At 62.4% G+C, this 19,334-nt stretch carries 17 protein-coding genes and 1 tRNA gene; 16 read left to right on the top strand and 2 right to left on the bottom strand.

Annotated features, from left to right (window positions below):
* Positions 1–65 precede the first annotated feature (65 nt).
* The 3 genes from FQ755_RS20820 to FQ755_RS20810 all read left to right on the top strand — a co-directional run bounded on the left by FQ755_RS20820 (position 66) and on the right by FQ755_RS20810 (position 4,814).
* On the top strand, positions 66–2,003 hold the full coding sequence (locus FQ755_RS20820) for an MFS transporter (protein ID WP_144156668.1): 1,938 nt from the start codon (positions 66–68) through the stop codon (positions 2,001–2,003).
* Between the two features lie 175 nt (positions 2,004–2,178).
* A complete protein-coding gene (aroC, locus tag FQ755_RS20815) occupies positions 2,179–3,279 on the top strand; it encodes a chorismate synthase (RefSeq protein WP_144156667.1) in 1,101 nt (366 codons plus the stop codon).
* 62 nt (positions 3,280–3,341) lie between these two features.
* Entirely contained in the window at positions 3,342–4,814 is a 1,473-nt protein-coding gene (locus FQ755_RS20810; protein WP_144156666.1) for a tetratricopeptide repeat protein, read from the top strand.
* 65 nt (positions 4,815–4,879) lie between these two features.
* Here the strand turns inward: FQ755_RS20810 and FQ755_RS20805 are convergent, their stop codons facing one another.
* Positions 4,880–6,553 (bottom strand): electron transfer flavoprotein-ubiquinone oxidoreductase, encoded by a 1,674-nt coding sequence (locus FQ755_RS20805; protein ID WP_144156665.1) that lies wholly within the window; start codon positions 6,551–6,553, stop codon positions 4,880–4,882.
* A 197-nt stretch (positions 6,554–6,750) separates the two neighbouring features.
* On the opposite strand from FQ755_RS20805, the gene FQ755_RS20800 reads away from it, so the two are divergent.
* The gene (locus FQ755_RS20800; protein ID WP_144156664.1) at positions 6,751–7,527 is read left to right on the top strand and encodes an SDR family oxidoreductase; all 777 of its coding nucleotides are present in this window, start codon (positions 6,751–6,753) and stop codon (positions 7,525–7,527) included.
* Between the two features lie 54 nt (positions 7,528–7,581).
* Positions 7,582–8,013 carry an acyl-CoA thioesterase gene (locus FQ755_RS20795; RefSeq protein ID WP_144156663.1) on the top strand — a complete coding sequence of 144 codons (432 nt, stop codon included), beginning with the start codon at positions 7,582–7,584 and terminating at the stop codon, positions 8,011–8,013.
* An 85-nt stretch (positions 8,014–8,098) separates the two neighbouring features.
* Here the strand turns inward: FQ755_RS20795 and FQ755_RS20790 are convergent, their stop codons facing one another.
* Entirely contained in the window at positions 8,099–8,644 is a 546-nt protein-coding gene (locus tag FQ755_RS20790) for a PAS and helix-turn-helix domain-containing protein (protein ID WP_144156662.1), read from the bottom strand.
* A 287-nt stretch (positions 8,645–8,931) separates the two neighbouring features.
* On the opposite strand from FQ755_RS20790, the gene FQ755_RS20785 reads away from it, so the two are divergent.
* The 11 genes from FQ755_RS20785 (at position 8,932) to pheS (ending at position 19,181) form a co-directional block, all read left to right on the top strand.
* Positions 8,932–9,636, top strand: a complete 705-nt coding sequence (locus tag FQ755_RS20785) for a CoA transferase subunit A (RefSeq protein WP_144156661.1) — start codon at positions 8,932–8,934, stop codon at positions 9,634–9,636.
* 2 nt (positions 9,637–9,638) lie between these two features.
* Positions 9,639–10,280 carry a CoA transferase subunit B gene (locus tag FQ755_RS20780; protein ID WP_144156660.1) on the top strand — a complete coding sequence of 214 codons (642 nt, stop codon included), beginning with the start codon at positions 9,639–9,641 and terminating at the stop codon, positions 10,278–10,280.
* A 240-nt stretch (positions 10,281–10,520) separates the two neighbouring features.
* A complete protein-coding gene (locus FQ755_RS20775; protein ID WP_144156659.1) occupies positions 10,521–11,441 on the top strand; it encodes an alpha/beta fold hydrolase in 921 nt (306 codons plus the stop codon).
* 90 nt (positions 11,442–11,531) lie between these two features.
* Positions 11,532–11,885, top strand: a complete 354-nt coding sequence (locus FQ755_RS20770; protein WP_144156658.1) for a RidA family protein — start codon at positions 11,532–11,534, stop codon at positions 11,883–11,885.
* A gap of 63 nt (positions 11,886–11,948) precedes the next feature.
* The gene (locus tag FQ755_RS20765; protein ID WP_144156657.1) at positions 11,949–14,192 is read left to right on the top strand and encodes a RelA/SpoT family protein; all 2,244 of its coding nucleotides are present in this window, start codon (positions 11,949–11,951) and stop codon (positions 14,190–14,192) included.
* A 118-nt stretch (positions 14,193–14,310) separates the two neighbouring features.
* Positions 14,311–14,387 (top strand) — tRNA-Val (locus FQ755_RS20760).
* Positions 14,388–14,633: 246 nt separating this feature from the next.
* On the top strand, positions 14,634–16,541 hold the full coding sequence (gene thrS / locus FQ755_RS20750; protein ID WP_144156656.1) for a threonine--tRNA ligase: 1,908 nt from the start codon (positions 14,634–14,636) through the stop codon (positions 16,539–16,541).
* A 49-nt stretch (positions 16,542–16,590) separates the two neighbouring features.
* Positions 16,591–17,115, top strand: coding sequence for a translation initiation factor IF-3 (gene infC / locus FQ755_RS20745; protein WP_074263967.1), 525 nt, complete (start codon positions 16,591–16,593; stop codon positions 17,113–17,115).
* 308 nt (positions 17,116–17,423) lie between these two features.
* Positions 17,424–17,621, top strand: a complete 198-nt coding sequence (gene rpmI, locus FQ755_RS20740) for a 50S ribosomal protein L35 (RefSeq protein WP_074282768.1) — start codon at positions 17,424–17,426, stop codon at positions 17,619–17,621.
* Positions 17,622–17,650: 29 nt separating this feature from the next.
* The gene (gene rplT / locus FQ755_RS20735) at positions 17,651–18,010 is read left to right on the top strand and encodes a 50S ribosomal protein L20 (protein WP_006052502.1); all 360 of its coding nucleotides are present in this window, start codon (positions 17,651–17,653) and stop codon (positions 18,008–18,010) included.
* 157 nt (positions 18,011–18,167) lie between these two features.
* A complete protein-coding gene (gene pheS / locus FQ755_RS20730; RefSeq protein WP_186308611.1) occupies positions 18,168–19,181 on the top strand; it encodes a phenylalanine--tRNA ligase subunit alpha in 1,014 nt (337 codons plus the stop codon).
* Positions 19,182–19,334 lie beyond the last annotated feature (153 nt).

Raw genomic sequence — 19,334 nt, 5'->3', positions numbered from 1 at the left:
TATTGATCCAGGGGCGTACGCGAGAGCGTGCGCCTTTTTTGTATCCGCATTCTTCTTCGACCTCCATGAGCGATCGTCCGTTACCTGCCGCCCGTCGTGCCGCCCGCAGTGCCGAAGCCCACGAATCCCAGTTTCGTCTGCTGGGCGAGCGGCGTTTTGCGCCGTTTTTCTGGACCCAGTTTCTCGGCGCGATGAACGACAACGTCTTCAAGATCGGCTTCACGTCGCTTGTCACGTATCAGACCGCGCTTTTTTCGGGCGTCGACGCGAAGACGGCGGCGTTTCTGATCTCCGCGATTTTTATCCTGCCATTCGTGCTGTTTTCCGCGACCTCGGGCCAGATTGCGGACAAATACGACAAGGCGATGCTGACGCGCTTCGTCAAGACGTTCGAAATCGGCGTGATGCTGATCGGCGGCGCGGGCTTCTGGCTGCATAGCGCGCCGCTGCTGTATCTGTGCACGTTTCTGATGGGTGTGCATTCCACCCTGTTCGGTCCGGTGAAGTACTCGTACCTGCCGCAGCACCTCGCCAAAACCGAGCTGGTGGGCGGCAACGGCATGGTCGAAATGGGCACGTTCGTCGCCATTCTGGTGGGGACCATTATCGGCGGGGAAGCGGCCGGGTTTGTCGAACATGGCGCGGTGGTGCTGGCGTGCGCGTGCGTGGCAATCGCGCTGGTGGGACGTGCGGTGTCCGCGTGGGTGCCCACGACGCCCGCCCCGCAGGCCGATCTCAAGATCAACTGGAACCCGTTTAGCGAAACGTGGCGCAATCTGAAGATTGCCCGCGAAAACCGCACGGTGTTTCTGAGTCTTCTGGGCATCTCGTGGCTGTGGTTTGTCGGTGCGACCTTTCTGTCGTCGTTTTTCAATTTTTCCAAGGACGTGCTGTCCGCCAGTCCCGACGTCGTGACCGTGCTGCTCGGCACGTTTTCGATCGGCATCGGGCTCGGTTCGATGCTGTGCGAGCGGCTGTCGAAGCGGCGCATCGAGATCGGCCTTGTGCCGCTGGGTTCGATCGGCATGAGCGTGTTCGGTATCGACCTGTTCTTCGCGAGCCACGCGATGCCATCGGCGGGGCATCTGCTGAGGGTCGGCGAATTTATCGCGATACCGGCCAATTGGCGCGTGCTGGCCGATCTGTTTCTGCTCGCCATGTTCGGCGGTTTCTACAGCGTGCCGCTCTATGCATTGATCCAGAGCCGCAGCCAGCCGAGCCATCGGGCGCGCGTCATCGCCGCGAACAACATCCTCAATTCGCTGTTCATGATCGTCTCGGCGCTGATGGCCATGGCGCTGACTTCGGCGGGCGTCAGCATTCCGGGCCTGTTCCTCGTCACCGCGTTGCTCAATATTGTGGTCGCCACCTACATCTACTCGCTGGTGCCGGAGTTCCTGCTGCGCTTTATCGCGTGGGTGCTGGTGCATACCTTCTACCGGATCCGGCTGGTGCACGCCGAACGCATTCCCGAAGCGGGCGCGGCGGTGCTGGTGTGCAACCACGTGAGCTACGTGGACGCCATCGTGATCATGGCCGAGAGTCCGCGGCCGATCCGCTTCGTGATGGATCACCATATTTTCAGGACGCCGTTTGCCGGCTGGGTGTTCCGTCACGCCAAGGCGATTCCGATTGCGTCGTCCCACGAAGACCCGCAAATGCTGACGCGCGCTTACGAGACCTGCGCGCGGGCGCTCGCCGAGGGCGATCTGGTGTGTATTTTCCCCGAAGGCAAGCTGACCAAAACCGGTGAACTGAACCCGTTCCGCCATGGCGTGACCGAGATCATTCGCCGCACGCCGGCGCCCGTGGTGCCGATGGCCTTGCGCGGGCTGTGGGGCAGCGTGTTTTCGCGCGCGGCCGACGCCCGCTGGCCGCGGCCGGTGCAAAAGGGCGTGATGAGCCGGCTGACGCTGGCCGTCGGCGAGCCGCTCGACCCGGCTCAGGTGACGCCGGAAGGGCTGCAGCAGATCGTGACGGAACTGCGCGGGGCGCGCAAATAGCCGCCGCCAGGCGGGCGTGACGGCACACGGGCGTCGGGTGGGCGCTTTTGCGGCCGGGGCGGTTCGGGCGGGCCGCCGCGCCTTGTCCGTTCGGCCAACGTCCGCGTGGCGCGGCCCTCGCCGCCAGGCGGGCTGGCATAATAGCGTCTTCCCCGCATCTCTTTGGACGACGCTCATGTCCGGCAATACGCTTGGTACGCTTTTCACTGTCACGACCTTCGGCGAGTCGCATGGTCCCGCGATCGGCTGCGTGATCGACGGCTGCCCGCCGGGCATGGCGCTGGTCGAAGCCGATATCCAGTTCGAACTGGATCGCCGCAAGCCGGGTACTTCGCGCCACGTCACGCAGCGTCAGGAAGAAGACAAGGTGGAGATTCTCTCGGGCGTGTTCGAAGGCGTGACGACCGGTGCGCCGATTGCGCTGCTGATCCGTAATACGGACCAGCGCAGCAAGGACTACGGCAACATCGCCGAAACCTTCCGCCCCGGCCACGCCGACTACACCTACTGGCAGAAATACGGTATTCGCGACTATCGCGGCGGCGGCCGTTCGTCGGCGCGTCTGACGGCGCCCACCGTGGCGGCGGGCGCGGTGGCCAAGAAGTGGCTGCGTGAGCACTTCGGCACGGAGATTCGCGGCTATATGGCGGCGCTCGGCGAGATCGAGGTGCCGTTCGTCGACTGGTCGCACGTGCGTGAAAACCCGTTCTTCGCGCCCAATGCCGAGGTTGTGCCGCAGCTCGAAACCTATATGGACGCGCTGCGCAAGGACGGCGATTCGATCGGCGCACGTATCAACGTAGTGGCTTCGGGCGTGCCGGTTGGCCTCGGCGAGCCGCTGTTCGACCGGCTGGACGCAGACATCGCGCACGCCATGATGGGCATCAATGCGGTGAAGGGCATCGAAATCGGCGCGGGCTTCGCGAGCGTCGCACAACGCGGCTCGGTGCATGGCGACGAGCTGACGCCGCAAGGTTTTGTCGGCAATCACGCGGGCGGTGTGCTCGGCGGCATTTCGACGGGGCAGGACATCACGGTGTCGATCGCCATCAAACCCACCTCGAGTATTCGCACGCCGCGCCGCTCCATCGACAAGGCGGGCCAGCCGGCCATCGTCGAAACCTTCGGGCGTCACGATCCGTGCGTGGGCATCCGCGCGACACCGATCGCCGAGTCGATGCTGGCGCTGGTGCTGATCGACCACGCGCTGCGCCATCGCGCGCAATGCGGCGATGTGGCCGTCAGCACGCCGAAGATCGCGGCGAGCGCGCCTTAAGCCGCATCCTGCGCGGGTTTTTGCATGTTTGGCGTTAGTCGAAATCAGTTAAAACGACCGTCATGAGCGACCCGAATACCCTCGCCGCCGAGACGCTCGCGCAGTTGCGCGCGCGAGTCGCCACGCCGCAGGCCAGCGCCGCCGACTGGCTCGCGTTCGGCCAGACCTTGCTGCAGCAGGCAGCCGGGCGTAACCGCGATCAGCAGCGTGAAGCACTTGGCGCGTTGGTGCAGGCATATCGGCTCGACCCATCCTGCGATCCGGGGCTGCTGCATGCGATCGCTCAGACCGCGTTCGCCCTGCGCGACTGGCCGCTGGTCGATTCGGCCACCGCTTTGCTGCTGGAGCGCAACACCGGCGACGCCAACGCACTCGTCTGGCGCGCTGCGGCTGTCCAGCAGGGCAACGACTTCGACACAGCCGAGCGCCTTTTGCGCGAAGCCGTGCGGGTGGTGCCCGGCAACCCGGTCGCGCTGCACAAGCTCGCGCTGTGCGTCAAGGAACAGGCGCGCTTTGCCGAAGCCGAAACACTGCTGCGGCGCGTGCTCGAACTCTCGCCGAACAACGCCCTTGTCATGTTCGATCTGTCGGAACTGGAAATCCGTTCTGGGCGCTTCGCGGACGGCTGGGCGAATTACGAATCACGCACCGCGTTCGGCAACGATCTGAACGAGGCACATCTTGCGCTCGCGGCGATCAGCCGCTACTGGCAGGGCGAGTCGCTGGCGGGCAAGACGCTGGTGGTCTACGGCGAGCAAGGTAACGGCGATTGCCTGTGGGCGGTGCGCTTTCTGCCGCTGCTTGCCGAGCGGGCGCGGCGCGAGGGCGGCCGCGTGATCTTCGGTCACGACGGACCGTTGCGGCAATTGTTCGAGCGGATGCTCCCGACCGATGTGGCGCTCGAAACCGGTCTCGAAACACGGCCTGATTTTCATTGCGGCCTGTTGAGCCTGCCCTTGCGACTCGGCGTTTTCGACACGGCAGGCTGGGGCCACGAGTATCTGACGGCCGATCCGGCGCGCGCCGATGCGTGGCGCGCGCGAGTCGCGCAGATGGCGCCGGCCGGCAGCGGGCCGAAAGTCGGCCTGGTGTGGAACGGCAATCCGCAGCACATTCGGGATATGCGTCGTTCGGTGCCGGTCGACCAGCTTGAACCGCTCCTGACCGTGCCGGGCGTCACCTATTTCGCGCTATCGCCGGGGCGCTCGGCCAGCGTCGAGCAATGGCGTGCGCACGGCGTCGCGATTGTGGATCCCACCCCGCATTTCGCGGCCGGCTTCGAGGATGTGGCGGCGTTGCTGGTGAACCTCGATCTGGTGGTGACGATCGACAGCGGCCCGGCGCATCTGGCCGGTGCGCTCGGCGTGCCGACCTGTCTGATGATCGACCATGTATCGGCGTGGTTTTGGGGAAGCGAGATGGAACGCACGCCCTGGTACGACTCGGTCGAACTGTTTCGCCAGCCTTCGCTCGGCGAGTGGGCGCCGGTGCTGGCGGGCGTGCGCGAGAGACTGGTGACGCTGGCCGGGCGTTAATCAAGCTATGAGTCCGGCACTGAGCAGGCGCTGAGCGCACGGCCCGCCATGCGCTTTACGCCGCGTCACATATTCGGATAGTTCGGGCCGCCGCCGCCCTCAGGCGTGACCCACACGATATTCTGCGTCGGATCCTTGATATCGCAGGTCTTGCAGTGCACGCAGTTCTGCGCGTTGATGACCAGACGTTCGTTGCCGTCGTCGTTCTTCACGAACTCGTACACGGCCGCCGGGCAGTAGCGCGCTTCCGGGCCGGCGTAGGTGTGCAGGTTGACGTCCACCGGCACGCTTGCGTCCTTTAACGTCAGGTGAGCCGGCTGGTTTTCTTCGTGATTGGTGTTCGAGATGAACACGGAAGACAACCGGTCGAAGGTCAGCTTGCCGTCCGGCTTCGGATACACGATCGGCTTGCACTGCGAGGCCGGCTTCAACATCTCGTGATCCGAATGCTGGTGATGCAGCGTCCACGGCACGTTGCCGCCTAGCAGCTTCTGTTCGAGGCCCACCATCAGCGTGCCGAGGTACAGGCCCTTGCTCATCCACTGCTTGAAGTTGCGCGCGCGATACAACTCGGCATGCAGCCACGAGGTCTTGAAGGCTTCGGGATACGCCGTGAGTTCGTCGGCCTGGCGTCCTGCCTGCACGGCGGCGAAGGCGGCGTCGGCGGCCAGCATGCCGGTCTTGATTGCCGCGTGCGAGCCCTTGATGCGCGACGCGTTCAGGAAGCCCGCGTCGTCGCCGACCAGCGCGCCGCCCGGGAACACCAGCTTCGGCAGCGACATCAGGCCGCCGGCGGTAATCGCACGTGCGCCATACGACACGCGCTTGCCGCCTTCGAGGAAGGCGCGGATCGACGGATGCGTCTTGTAGCGCTGGAATTCCTCGAACGGCGACAGGTACGGATTGGTATAGCCGAGGCCCACCACGAAGCCGACCATCACCTGGTTGTTGTCCATGTGGTAGAGGAACGAGCCGCCGTAGGTGTCGTTCTCCAGCGGCCAGCCGGCCGTGTGGATCACCAGACCCGGCTTGTGCTTCGCGGGATCGATCTCCCACAGTTCCTTGATGCCGATGCCGTAGACCTGCGGGTCGACGCCGTCGCGCAGCTTGAATTTGTCGTTGAGCTGGCGGCCGAGATGTCCGCGCGCGCCTTCGCAGAACAGCGTGTATTTGGCGTGCAGTTCCATGCCGAGCTGGAAATTCTCGGTAGGCTGGCCGTCCTTGCCGATGCCCAGATTGCCGGTGGCGACGCCCTTCACCGAGCCGTCGTCGTTATAGAGGATTTCGGCGGCCGGGAAGCCCGGGAAAATTTCCACGCCGAGCGCCTCGGCCTGCTGGCCGAGCCAGCGCGTCACGTTGGCGAGGCTGACCACGTAATTGCCGTGATTCTTGAAGTTATCCGGCAGCGCCCAGTTCGGCACGCTCTTCGCGCCCGTTTCCGAGAGGAACAGGAAGCGGTCTTCGGTCACGTCCACGGTCAGCGGCGCGCCTTTTTCCTTCCAGTCCGGGATCAGTTCGTTAAGCGCGCGGGGGTCCATGACCGCGCCGGAGAGGATGTGCGCCCCGATCTCCGAGCCCTTTTCCAGTACGCAGACGCCGATTTCGACGCCTTGTTCCGCTGCCAGCTGCTTCAGGCGGATCGCCGCGGACAGGCCGGCGGGGCCGCCGCCGACCACCACCACGTCGTATTCCATCGACTCGCGCGGGCCGTACTGCTCAATGAGACTTGCGGGGGTCATTGATGCTCCTCTTACCGTTAGAATGCTTTTTTCGGGTTCGTATTGTGGGCGAACGACTCCGGCGCCGCAACCCAATGTACAAAGATTAGCACGATCGTTCTATTTATATGCTACGGTATCGCCCGGGTAAAACTCGGGGATCCCTGAGCCTTCGCGGCCTCGCCGCGCCTCTAACCCAACCGAACAAGGTAACGACAATGGGCCGTTCGATCAATCTGGAAGGCAAGGTCGCGCTGATCACGGGCGCCTCGAGCGGGCTCGGCAAGCGCTTCGCTCAGGTGCTGTCGCAGGCCGGCGCGAAGGTTGTGCTGGCTAGCCGCCGCACCGAACGCCTGAAGGAATTGCGGGCCGAAATCGAGGCATCCGGCGGCGCGGCACACGTCGTTTCTCTGGACGTCACGGATTACCAGAGCATCAAATCGGCGGTGGCGCATGCCGAGACGGAAGCCGGCACGATCGATATTCTCGTGAATAACTCGGGCGTATCGACCACGCAAAAGCTCTCGGAAGTCACGCCGGCCGACTTCGAATACGTCTTCGACACCAACACTCGCGGCGCCTTTTTTGTGGCGCAGGAAGTCGCCAAACGCATGATCATGCGCGGCAACGGCGGTCAAAAGCCGTCGTACCGGATCATCAATATTGCCTCCGTGGCCGGCTTGCGCGTGCTGCCGCAGATCGGGCTTTACTCGATGAGCAAGGCCGCCGTGGTTCATATGACGAAAGCGATGGCGCAGGAATGGGGGCGCCACGGCATCAATGTGAACGCGATCTGCCCAGGCTACATCGACACTGAGATCAATCACCATCACTGGTCGACGGACCAGGGGCAAAAGCTGGTTTCCATGCTGCCGCGCCATCGCGTCGGCCAGCCGGAAGATCTGGACGGCTTGCTGCTGCTGCTCGCCGCCGACGAATCGCAGTTCATCAACGGCGCGATCATCGCCGCCGACGACGGCTTCGGGCTGTCCTGAGTTCAAGAATTCAGGCCCACGGCCATTCCTGTTTCAACCTGTTGAAGAAGTACGATGAGCGAATATCACCCCGTTTTTGAGATGTCCATGGCGATCCGTTGGGGCGACATGGATGCATTCGGCCATGTGAACAACACGGTCTATTTTCGATACATGGAACAGGTGCGGATTTCCTGGTTCGAGCAGCTCGGCATTGCCGGCGGCAATGCCCAAGGGCAGGGACCTGTGATCGTCAATGCGTCGATGGATTTTCTCAAGCAGCTCCATTATCCGGGCGATGTGATCGGCCGGATGTCGGTCGGCGCGCCGGGCCGCAGCAGCTTCGACACTGCTTTCGAACTGACGCGCGCCGACGATCCTTCGAGCCTCTATGCGCGCGGGTCGGCCCGTTGCGTGTGGATCGATTACGCAGCCGGCAAGTCGGTGCCGATTCCAGATCTGCTGCGCTCGACCATCGAAAACGCGGTGCTTGTCAGGGCCGCCTGAAGCGGTTGGCCGGAGTTGGACCTCTGCGGTTGCTCCGGTTTCATGCAGGGCGGCGCTCGCCGTCCCCGTCCAGAAAAACCATCCGTCAATGCCCGAGCAGCCGCTGCAGCAGCTCGGTCGCATTGCCTGTGTCGTACTTGCGCATCAGCCGCGCGCGGTAGACGTCCACCGTGCGCGAACTGATGGCCAGAATCCGGCCGATCTGCTTGCTGGTTTTGCCCGTCACGAGTTGCGCGGCAATTTCCCGCTCGCGCGGCGTCAGTTCGATGGCGACCCGGCGCGTTGCGCTCAGGTCCTCGAAAGTCCAGACGCCCGCGGCATGCGGCGCCGCGCGTTCGAGCGAGCGGCCCGTCACGTGGCACCAGAACAGCTCCCCGTTGGCGCGCCGCATGATGCGGTCGTCGGCGTAGCTGCCTTGCGCGGTCATGATGGGAGGAATGCGCTCGCCGATCCGCTCGAATTCGTCCGCCGACGGATACAGCACCTGAAACGACTGTCCGAGCAGCGACTCGCGCGGACAGCCGAAGATCGACGCCAACTGGTCGTTGCAGTCCTCGATAAAGCGTTCGCGCGACAGCACGAGGCCGATGGGCGCGAGATGGAAGGCGGTTTGGTAGTCCAGTGCGGGCATGGAAGGTGCGAAAGCGGACAATCACTTATGTATTTTTGCGTATTGTGCCGTATGGCGCGGGCATCGTACCCTTTCGGGCAAATCGCAGGATTGCGAGGCCGCGGGCGACGGCAGCACGAACATACGGTCCGATCTCGACACACGGCCGGCCGCGCATCGCTAGAATGAGGTACTGGGTTCAGGCCGCGTCGGGCGCTGCCGCGCGTCGCCCCATATTGCACCGTATCGCACCGATCCGGCGGCCGGCGTACCGGATTGCGGATTTCCATAAAGGAAGGGACACACTGATGAACAAGGTCTATCCAGACGCGGCTACCGCGCTCAAGGACATCGTCAAGGACGGCCAGACGTTCGCCGTCGGCGGCTTTGGCCTGTGCGGCATCCCCGAGGCGCTGATCGCGGCGCTGCGCGATTCGGGCGTCAAAGGCATCACCTGCATCAGCAACAACGCGGGCGTCGACGGTTTCGGCCTCGGCCTGCTGCTCGAAACACGCCAGGTCAAGAAGATGATCTCGTCGTATGTGGGCGAAAACAAGGAGTTCGAGCGCCAGTATCTGGCCGGCGAACTCGAGCTCGAATTCACGCCGCAAGGCACGCTCGCCGAGAAGCTGCGCGCGGGCGGCTCGGGCATCCCCGCGTTCTTCACCAACACCGGCTACGGCACGCTGATCGCCGAGGGCAAGGAAACCCGCCAGTTCGGCGAGAACCATTACGTGCTGGAACATTCGCTGACGGCGGATGTGGCGCTCGTCAAGGCGTGGAAGGCCGACAAGTCGGGCAACCTGATCTATCGCCGCACCGCGCGCAACTTCAATCCGATGTGCGCGATGGCGGGCAAGATCACCGTGGCGGAAGTCGAGGAAATCGTGGAAGTGGGCGAGCTCGATCCGGACGCCATCCATACGCCGGGCATCTTCGTGCAGCGCATCGTGCTCAATGCGCATCCGGAGAAACGCATCGAACAACGCATTGTCCGCGCGAAAGGAGCGTAATCATGGCATGGACTCGTGACGAAATGGCCGCGCGCGCGGCGAAGGAATTGCAGGACGGCTTCTACGTGAACCTCGGCATCGGCTTGCCGACGCTGGTGGCGAACCATGTGCCGGCGGGTGTCGAAGTGTGGCTGCAGTCGGAAAACGGCCTGCTCGGCATCGGCCCGTCGCCGACCGAAGAGGAAGTCGACGCGGATCTCATCAACGCCGGCAAGCAGACGGTGACCACGTTGCCGGGTTCGTCGATTTTCTCCTCGGCCGACTCGTTCGCGATGATTCGCGGCGGCCATATCAACCTGGCCATCCTCGGCGCAATGCAGATCAGCAAGAACGGCGATCTGGCCAACTGGATGATCCCCGGCAAGATGATCAAGGGCATGGGCGGCGCGATGGATCTGGTGGCGGGCGTCAAGCGCGTCGTGGTGCTGATGGAGCACGTCGCAAAGGGCGACCAGCACAAGATTCTCGGAGAATGCACCTTGCCGCTGACGGGCGTGGGCGTGGTGGATCAGATCATCACGGATCTCGGTGTGATCGAAGTGACGGCGGATGGCCTGAAACTGACCGAACTGGCGCCGGGCGTCACGGTGGATGAGATCAAGGCCAAGACCGGCGCGCCGCTGGATGTGAGCGCGGTGAACTGATTGGACGGTGGTGCTGTGATGCGCATTTGAGCGAGGCGGCGCGGTCCGATATTTGGCGCTGAATGGCTGAAGGCGTAGATGACGAAGCGGGCGGGACTGATCGGGTCTTCGCCCGCTTTGTTTTTTTGCGGCGGGTTTTGTCTATCGGTGCATTGGCCTATGCCATCTGGCCAATCTTTGCAGCGCGGTAAAGCGGTTTACAATCGTCATCACTCTTTCGCGCATGCCAAGGAAAATCCGATGACCGTCACGTCTCCCGCTTTGCGTCCTGCCGCCGGCACGGCCACGCCACGTCAACGTTTCGTGCAGTGTGCGAGCCCGGGCGGTCTGCATCGCATTGCCTACACCGAATGGGGCGATCCGGCCAATCCGCGCGTGCTGTTGTGCGTGCATGGCCTGACGCGTTCGGGGCGCGATTTCGACCGACTGGCGGCGAATTTTGCGGACACCTACCGGGTGATCTGCCCGGATGTGGCCGGCCGCGGTCTTTCATCCTGGTTGAACGTCCCCAACTTCTATACGGTGCCGCAGTATGTGGCGGATATGGTCACGCTGATCGCGCGGCTCGACGTGGAAAAGGTGGACTGGTTCGGCACGTCGATGGGCGGTCTGATCGGACTAGGGCTTGGCGGCCTGCCGGATTCGCCGATCCGGAAGATGCTGCTGAACGATATCGGGCCGCATCTCGAACTCGTCGCCGTGAGTCGGATCGGCGAATATCTCGGCAAGCCGGTGCAGTTCGAAACTTTGCAGCAGGGTGTCGATTACGCCGCCATGCTGGCGCAATCGTTCGGCCCGCTGACATCGGAGGAATGGCGCGAGATCAACACGCCGCTTCTGCATGAGCGCGACGGAGCCTGGTATTTCCGTTATGACCCGCGCATTGCCGTGCCGTTTGCCGCGACGACGGAAGAACAGGCCGCCGCCGGTGAGGTCGCGCTGTGGGGCGCACTGAAGGCGATGCAATCGCCGGTGCTGGTGGTGCGCGGCGCGCAATCCGACTTGCTGTCGCGCGAGACGGTTGAAAAGATGGTGGCGCTGGGCAACGCGGTGTCGAGTGTGGAAATTCCCGGCGTGGGTCATGCGCCTGCGTTTGTGAGCGACGAGCAGATCGGGATTGCACGCCGCTTCTTCATCGGCGCGGCCGGCGAGGCGTCATAATGTGAGGCTGTGCGGCGCATCCCTTTCATCGGATCGGGGCGCGATGCGCAATGGATTTTCGATCAACTTTCACCATCATCAGGAATCGTCATGGCAGTCATTCGTCACCACGTCGGCAAGCGGCTCTCCGAAATCGCCGTGCATAACGGCACCGTGTATCTCGCCGGTCAGATTGCCGAGGACGCGGATCAGGACATCACCGGTCAGACGCGTGAAGTGCTCGGCCATATCGACCGCCTGCTGGCGGAAGTGGACAGCGACAAGTCGCTGCTGTTGTCGGTGCAAATCTACATCGCCGACATGATCCATTTCCCCGGCATGAATGCCGTGTGGGACGAATGGGTTGCGCAGGGCGCTACGCCGCCGCGCGCGACGGTCGAAGCGAAGCTCGCGAACCCGAAGTGCCTCGTCGAAATCGTGGTCGTGGCTGCGCAGCGTAGCTAAGTCCGCGTCCCACCCCGTTGCTGAATCCCAGTTGATCCGTCTGGCCCGGCGGCCCGCCGCACCATGAATACCGATACCGTTACGACTACGCCCGTCCCGCTGCCTTCTTTCGAAGAGGCAATGGCGTTCGTGCGGGAGCACGCGGGCGAGGTGCGTCTGTCCTCGGGCGAGTTGCTGGCGGATCACGCAGCGGGGACGGCGGCGATCATGCGCACGCTCAATGTCGACCCGGCGGCGGTGCTGGCGGCGGCCTTGTTTGCGCTGACACCGCATCTGCAAGACCCCGAGCAGGTGATTGCGGATAATTTCGGCGAAGAGGTCGCACAGCTCGTCAGCGACGTGCGCAAATTGCTGCGGCTTGGCACCGTGAGTTTGCGGGCTGCGCAGAATGCGATTCCCGAAGCCGGGCGCGACGCCCAGGCGGCGCGCCGCGCGCAGGTCGAAGCGCTGCGCAAGATGTTGCTGGCATTCGCGCAGGACATCCGCGTCGTGCTGATCCGGCTCGCCTCGCGGCTGCAATCCATGCGTTATTACGCGGCGGCGAAAGTCACGCCTTCGCCGGACGTGGCGCGCGAGACGCTCGATATCTACGCGCCGCTCGCGAACCGTCTCGGTATCTGGCAACTGAAGTGGGAGCTCGAAGATCTCGCGTTGCGCTTCGAAGAACCGGCCACCTACAAGCGCATCGCCAAGCTGCTCGACGAGAAGCGCGTCGAGCGCGAGACCTATGTCGCGGGGGCTATCGCGCGGCTGCAGCAGGAACTGTCCGCGGCGAATATTCGCGCGGAAGTCAGCGGGCGGCCAAAGCATATCTACAGCATCTGGCGCAAGATGCGCGGCAAGGAACTGGACTTCGCCGAACTGTACGACGTGCGCGCATTTCGCGTGATCGTGCCGGATATCAAGGATTGCTACACAGTGCTCGGCATCGTGCACAACCTGTGGCAGCCGGTGCCGAAGGAGTTCGACGACTACATCTCGCGGCCCAAGCCGAACGGCTATAAATCGCTGCATACGGTGGTGATCGGCGACGATGGCCGCGCCTTCGAAGTGCAGATCCGCACCCAGGAGATGCATCAGTTCGCGGAGTATGGCGTGGCGGCCCACTGGCGCTACAAGGAGGCCGGCACGCGCGGTTATGGCGGCCAGGTCACCGCGAGCGAGAAGTACGACGAGAAGATTGCCTGGTTGCGTCAGTTGCTCGCATGGAAGGACGACGTGTCCGAAGGCGAGCACGGCGAAAAGCGCGCCGCGCAACCCTGGGAGCAACTGCGCCAGGCCACCTTCGACGACGACCACATTTACGTGCTGACGCCGCAGGCGCGTGTGATCCCGTTGCCGCAAGGCGCGACCCCGGTTGACTTCGCGTATCACCTGCATAGCGAGCTGGGGCATCGTTGTCGCGGCGCGCGCGTGGATGGCGCGATGGTGCCGCTCAACACGCAGTTGCAGAACGGCCAGACAGTCGAGATCGTCTCGGTGAAGGAAGGCGGCCCTTCGCGTGACTGGCTCAATCCGCAGCTTGGCTATCTGCATAGTCCGCGCGCACGGCAAAAGGTGCGCGCGTGGTTCAACGCGGTCGAGTTGCAGGAGAACATCGCCACGGGCCGGGCGATGGTCGAAAAGACCTTGCAGCGCGAAGGCAAGACCTCGGTGAATCTGGACCAGCTCGCGGCGAAGCTCGGCTTCAAGACCACTGACGATCTGTTCTCGGTAGTCGGCAAGGAAGAGTTCAGCTTGCGTCAGGTCGAGCAGGCGTTGCAGGATGCGCCGCCGCCCGAGCCGGTGGTGGAAGCGCCGGAGCAGTTCGAGAAGCGCAGCAGCGGCTCGAGTGTCGCGCATGGCGCGTCGACGGGCGTGCTGGTGGTCGGGGTCGACGCGCTGCTCACGCAGCTCGCGCGCTGTTGCCGGCCGGCGCCGCCCGATGCCATCAGCGGATTCGTCACGCGCGGCAAGGGCATGTCGATTCACCGCAGCGATTGCCCGACCTTTTTGCGTATGGCCGAGCGCGCGCCTGAGCGCGTGCTGGAAACCGCATGGTCCGCCGACGTGATGAGCGGCCATGGACGCTCGGTGTACCCGGTTGACCTGACGATCGACGCCACCGATCGCCAGGGCTTGCTGCGCGATATCTCCGAAGTGTTCGCGCGCGAGAAGATGAATGTGATCGGTGTGAAGACGCAGACGCGCCGTAACGCCGCGTTCATGCAGTTCACCGTCGAAGTGTCGAGCGCCGCGCAGATTCAGCGTGCCTGCGCGTTGCTCGGTGAAGTCACGGGCGTATTACGGGCGGGGCGCAAAATCTGAATTCAGGTGTGACGTCGGCCCGCAGTCGCATGTCGATAAAGGGCGGCGGGGATTTTCAGCGTCGGTGTACAAAAGTACTTGCCAAGCGATGTGGGGCTCCATATAATCTCGTTTCTTCAGGCTCGTAGCTCAGCTGGTTAGAGCACCACCTTGACATGGTGGGGGTCGTTGGTTCGAGTCCAATCGAGCCTACCAACGAAAGAGAAATTCCGCTTTGCCGGGGTTTCGCAAGCTGCAGTAAGCGCCTTGGCGCGAAAGGCGAATACGGTTATGACACCGCGAACGTTGACCGAAACAACTTCGGAGCGACGCTAGTCGAGGACCACTTTCGCCAGTGTAGTTTGCAGGAAATGTGAATGCGGCCCCTCGAAAGCGGGGCCGCATTTTTTTTGGCTTTGATGGTTGTATGTGCCACCGCCGGTCGGCACCACGGAGAACGCAATGGTTTCGATACGTTTGCCTGATGGTTCGGTTCGACAGTACGAGCACCCGGTCACGGTTGCCGAAGTGGCCGCGTCGATCGGCCCTGGTCTCGCGAAAGCCGCGCTTGGCGGCAAGATCGACGGTGAGCTGGTCGATACGTCCGCGTTGATCGATCACGACGTGTCGCTCGCGATCGTCACGGAAAAAGACGCCGACGGCCTCGACATCATTCGCCACTCCGCGGCGCACCTGCTCGCCTACGCCGTGAAAGACCTGTATCCGGAAGCGCAGGTCACGATCGGCCCGGTGATCGAGAACGGTTTCTACTACGACTTCGCCTACAACCGTCCCTTCACGCCGGAAGATCTCGAGAAGATCGAAAAGCGCATGCAGGACCTCGCGAAGAAAGATGAGCCGGTGTCGCGTCGCGTGGTGTCGCGCGACGAAGCGGTGGACTACTTCAAGAGCATCGGCGAAAAGTACAAGGCCGAGATCATCGAGTCGATTCCGTCTACCGACGAAATCAAGCTGTACTCGCATGGCGGCTTCACGGATCTGTGCCGCGGCCCGCACGTGCCGTCCACTGGCAAGCTGAAGGTTTTCAAGCTGATGAAGGTGGCCGGCGCTTACTGGCGCGGCGATTCGAAGAACGAACAGTTGCAGCGCATTTACGGTACGGCCTGGACGAAGAAGGAAGATCAGGAAGCGTATCTGCACATGCTCGAAGAGGCGGAAAAGCGTGATCACCGCAAGCTCGGCAAGCAGCTCGACCTGTTTCACATGCAGGACGAATCGCCGGGCATGGTGTTCTGGCATCCGCGTGGCTGGACGCTGTGGCAGCAGGTCGAGCAGTACCTGCGCCGCCGCGTGAACGATGCCGGCTATCTCGAGATCAAGACGCCGATGATCATGGACCGCTCGCTGTGGGAAGCGTCGGGCCACTGGCAGAACTATCGTGAAAACATGTTCACGACGGAATCGGAAAAGCGCGATTACGCCATCAAGCCGATGAACTGCCCGGGTCACGTGCAGGTCTTCAATCATGGCCTGCGGTCGTATCGCGATCTGCCGCTGCGCTATGCGGAGTTCGGCTCGTGCCACCGCAATGAGTCGTCGGGTGCCTTGCACGGTTTGATGCGCGTGCGCGGTTTCGTGCAAGACGACGCGCACATTTTCTGTACCGAAGACCAGTTCATCAGCGAATCGATCGCCTTCAACACGCTGGCGATGAGCGTCTACAAGGACTTCGGCTTCGATAACGTCGAGATCAAGCTGTCGCTACGCCCGGACGCGCGTGCCGGCACCGACGAGACGTGGGATCGTGCCGAGCAGGGCCTGCGCGACGCGCTGACGGCCTGCGGCGTGACGTGGGAGGAGTTGCCGGGCGAGGGCGCCTTTTACGGCCCGAAGGTCGAGTACCACATCAAGGACGCGCTGGGCCGGTCGTGGCAATGCGGCACCCTGCAGCTCGATATGGTGCTGCCGGAGCGCCTCGGCGCGGAATACGTCGCGGAAGACAACAGCCGCCGCCGTCCGATTATGTTGCACCGGGCAATCGTCGGATCAATGGAGCGGTTCCTGGGTATTCTGATCGAGCACCATGCTGGTGCAATGCCTTCCTGGCTGGCGCCGATGCAGGCGGTTGTGATGAATATCGCGGAAAGTCAGGCCGAATATGCCCAGTCTCTGGCCCAATCGTTGCAAAAACAAGGGGTTAGAGTAGAGGCCGATTTGCGCAACGAGAAGATTAGCTATAAAATACGCGAGCACACGCTGGAAAAGGTGCCGTACCTCCTTGTGGTCGGCGATAAAGAGCGTGATGCCCAAACGGTAGCCGTGCGTGCCCGTGGCGGTGTTGATCTGGGTGTAATGCCCCTCAGCGCCTTCATTGAGCGTCTGCGCCAGGACGTGCAGTCGTTCAGGTAAACCACCTGGCAGCGCGGCTCGTTTTTTTAATTTTTAGAGGAAACGTAACATCGCTACTGATAAGTCTGCGCACCGCATCAACGGTGAAATCACTGCACCCGAGGTGCGTCTGGTCGGAGTCGAGAATGAACCCCTCGGCATCGTGAAACTTGCCGATGCTTTCCGCATGTCGGAACAGCAAGATGTGGATCTGGTCGAAATTGCTCCACAGGCGGTGCCGCCGGTTTGCCGCTTGATGGATTACGGCAAGTTCAAGTACTCGGAAGCGAAGAAGCAGCACGAGGCGAAGCTCAAGCAGAAGATTGTCCAGGTCAAGGAAGTCAAATTCCGCCCGGGCACTGACGACGGCGATTACAACGTCAAGCTGCGCAACCTCATCCGCTTCCTCGACGACGGTGACAAGACGAAAATCACGTTGCGTTTCCGTGGCCGCGAAATGGCCCACCAGGAAATTGGTATGCGCATGCTGGAACGCCTGCGCACCGACCTCGACGAAGTCGGTCAGGTCGAGCAAATGCCGAAGATGGAAGGGCGCCAGATGATCATGGTGCTCGCTCCGAAGAAAAAGAAGTAAGCCGATCGCCTGGTTGCAAGGGCAGGTTGGGTTGTTGAGGCCGATCGTCAGGCCGCGCGCCGTGAGGTGCGCGCTGGCGGCCAGAAAAGGCCCGAAAAGATTGAGATGTACTTCGCGATGCGTGTGTTGATGAGCGCATGGCGAAGACAGCAGGTTTCGGAACCGCGTCCATGTAAACGGGTGCGGTTTCTGAAAAGCGGCGGCCATCAGTACCGGCCGGCTGCATACCAAGTGGAATGGGTTTCGAAGGGCGGGTAATGGCCATCAGGCCGACCGCACACCCATGTCCATCAAATAATGGAGTTGTCATGCCGAAGATGAAGACCAAGAAGAGTGCTGCAAAGCGCTTCGTGGTGCGTCCGGGCGGTACCGTCAAGCGCGGTCAAGCCTTCAAGCGCCACATTCTTACCAAGAAGACCACCAAGAACAAACGCCATCTGCGCGGCTCCACGTCGGTTCATGAGTCAGATATGAACTCCGTGCGCGCAATGCTGCCGTTCGCTTAACCCTTAACTAAAACTCACAGGAGCTAACTATGCCTAGAGTCAAACGTGGGGTTACCGCACGGGCCCGTCACAAGAAGATCATCAAGCTGGCCAAGGGTTACCGCGGCCGTCGCAATAACGTCTATCGCATCGCCAAGCAGGCGGTCATGCGCGCAGGCCAATACGCCTACCGCGATCGCCGCAACAAGAAGCGTGTGTTCCGTGCATTGTGGATCACGCGTATCAACGCGGCGGTGCGTCAGCACGACATGACGTACAGCGTGTTCATCAACGGCCTGAAGAAGGCTTCGATCGAACTGGACCGCAAGGTGCTGGCCGACATGGCTGTGTTCGACAAGGCTGCTTTTGCTGCGATCGTTCAGCAGGTGAAAGCCGCCGTTGCAGCCTGATTGCGCTTTGGGCAATTAAACTGCGTGGTTCGTTGCAGCGAAGATCCGGTAGTCTCGGTGACGCTGCAACAAAAACGGGGCTCCTCACCGAGCCCCTTTTTTGTTGGTCGAACCAGTTTTGCATCGATTGAACACTGACGTTGAAATGATGGGATCAATGGATCTGGACCAGATTGTCGCTGACGCGCAAAAAGCCTTCGGGCAAGCCAACGACGTCACCACCCTCGAGAACGAGAAAGCCCGCTTTCTCGGCAAATCGGGTGCGCTGACCGAGCTGTTGAAGGGCCTTGGCAAACTCGATCCCGAAACGCGCAAGACGGAAGGCGCGCGGATCAACGTCGTCAAGCAGCAGGTGGAAGCCGCCTTGACGGCCCGCCGTCAGGCGCTTGCCGACGCGCTTCTGAACCAGCGCCTCGCCGCTGAAGCCATTGACGTCACCTTGCCCGGCCGCGGCCTGGGTGCAGGCAGCCTGCATCCGGTCATGCGCACGTGGGAACGCGTCGAAAAGATTTTCGGCAGTATCGGCTTCGACGTGGCCGACGGCCCCGAAATCGAAACCGACTGGTACAACTTCACTGCCTTGAACAGCCCGGAAAATCATCCGGCGCGTTCCATGCAGGACACCTTCTACGTTGACGGCAAGGATGCCGACGGCCGTCAACTGCTGCTGCGCACGCACACGAGCCCGATGCAGGTGCGTTACGCGCGCACCAACACGCCGCCCATCAAGGTGATCGTGCCGGGCCGCACCTACCGCGTGGACAGCGACGCGACGCACTCGCCCATGTTCAATCAGGTCGAAGGCCTGTGGATCGACGAGAACATCAGCTTCGCCGACCTGAAGGGCGTCTACACCGACTTCCTCAAGAAATTCTTCGAGCGCGACGACATCCTCGTGCGCTTCCGTCCGTCGTACTTTCCGTTCACCGAACCGTCGGCCGAGATCGACATGCTGTTCGAAACGGGCAAGAACGCCGGCAAGTGGCTCGAAATTTCGGGTTCCGGCCAGGTTCACCCCACGGTGATCCGCAACATGGGCCTCGACCCGGAGCGTTACATCGGCTTTGCCTTTGGTAGCGGCCTCGAACGGCTGACGATGTTGCGCTACGGGGTGCAGGACCTGCGCCTGTTTTTCGAGAACGACCTGCGCTTCCTGCGGCAATTCGCTTAACGCATCGAGCCGCGCACGCCTGCCAGATGCGGAGAATATCTGCACAGACGCAGGCAGGTGCGCGCCGCGAGCAGTGCCACCGGCAGGGCGCCCGTTATCCCGGCGAGGATAACGGAACACAAGGCCCCAGCCGGACGTGGACTAACCTGATCA

It is taken from the genome of Paraburkholderia sp. BCC1885 (genome assembly GCF_900996235.1).
In the GTDB taxonomy this organism is placed as follows: domain Bacteria; phylum Pseudomonadota; class Gammaproteobacteria; order Burkholderiales; family Burkholderiaceae; genus Paraburkholderia.
This window is presented reverse-complemented; position numbering and strand designations above follow the sequence as displayed.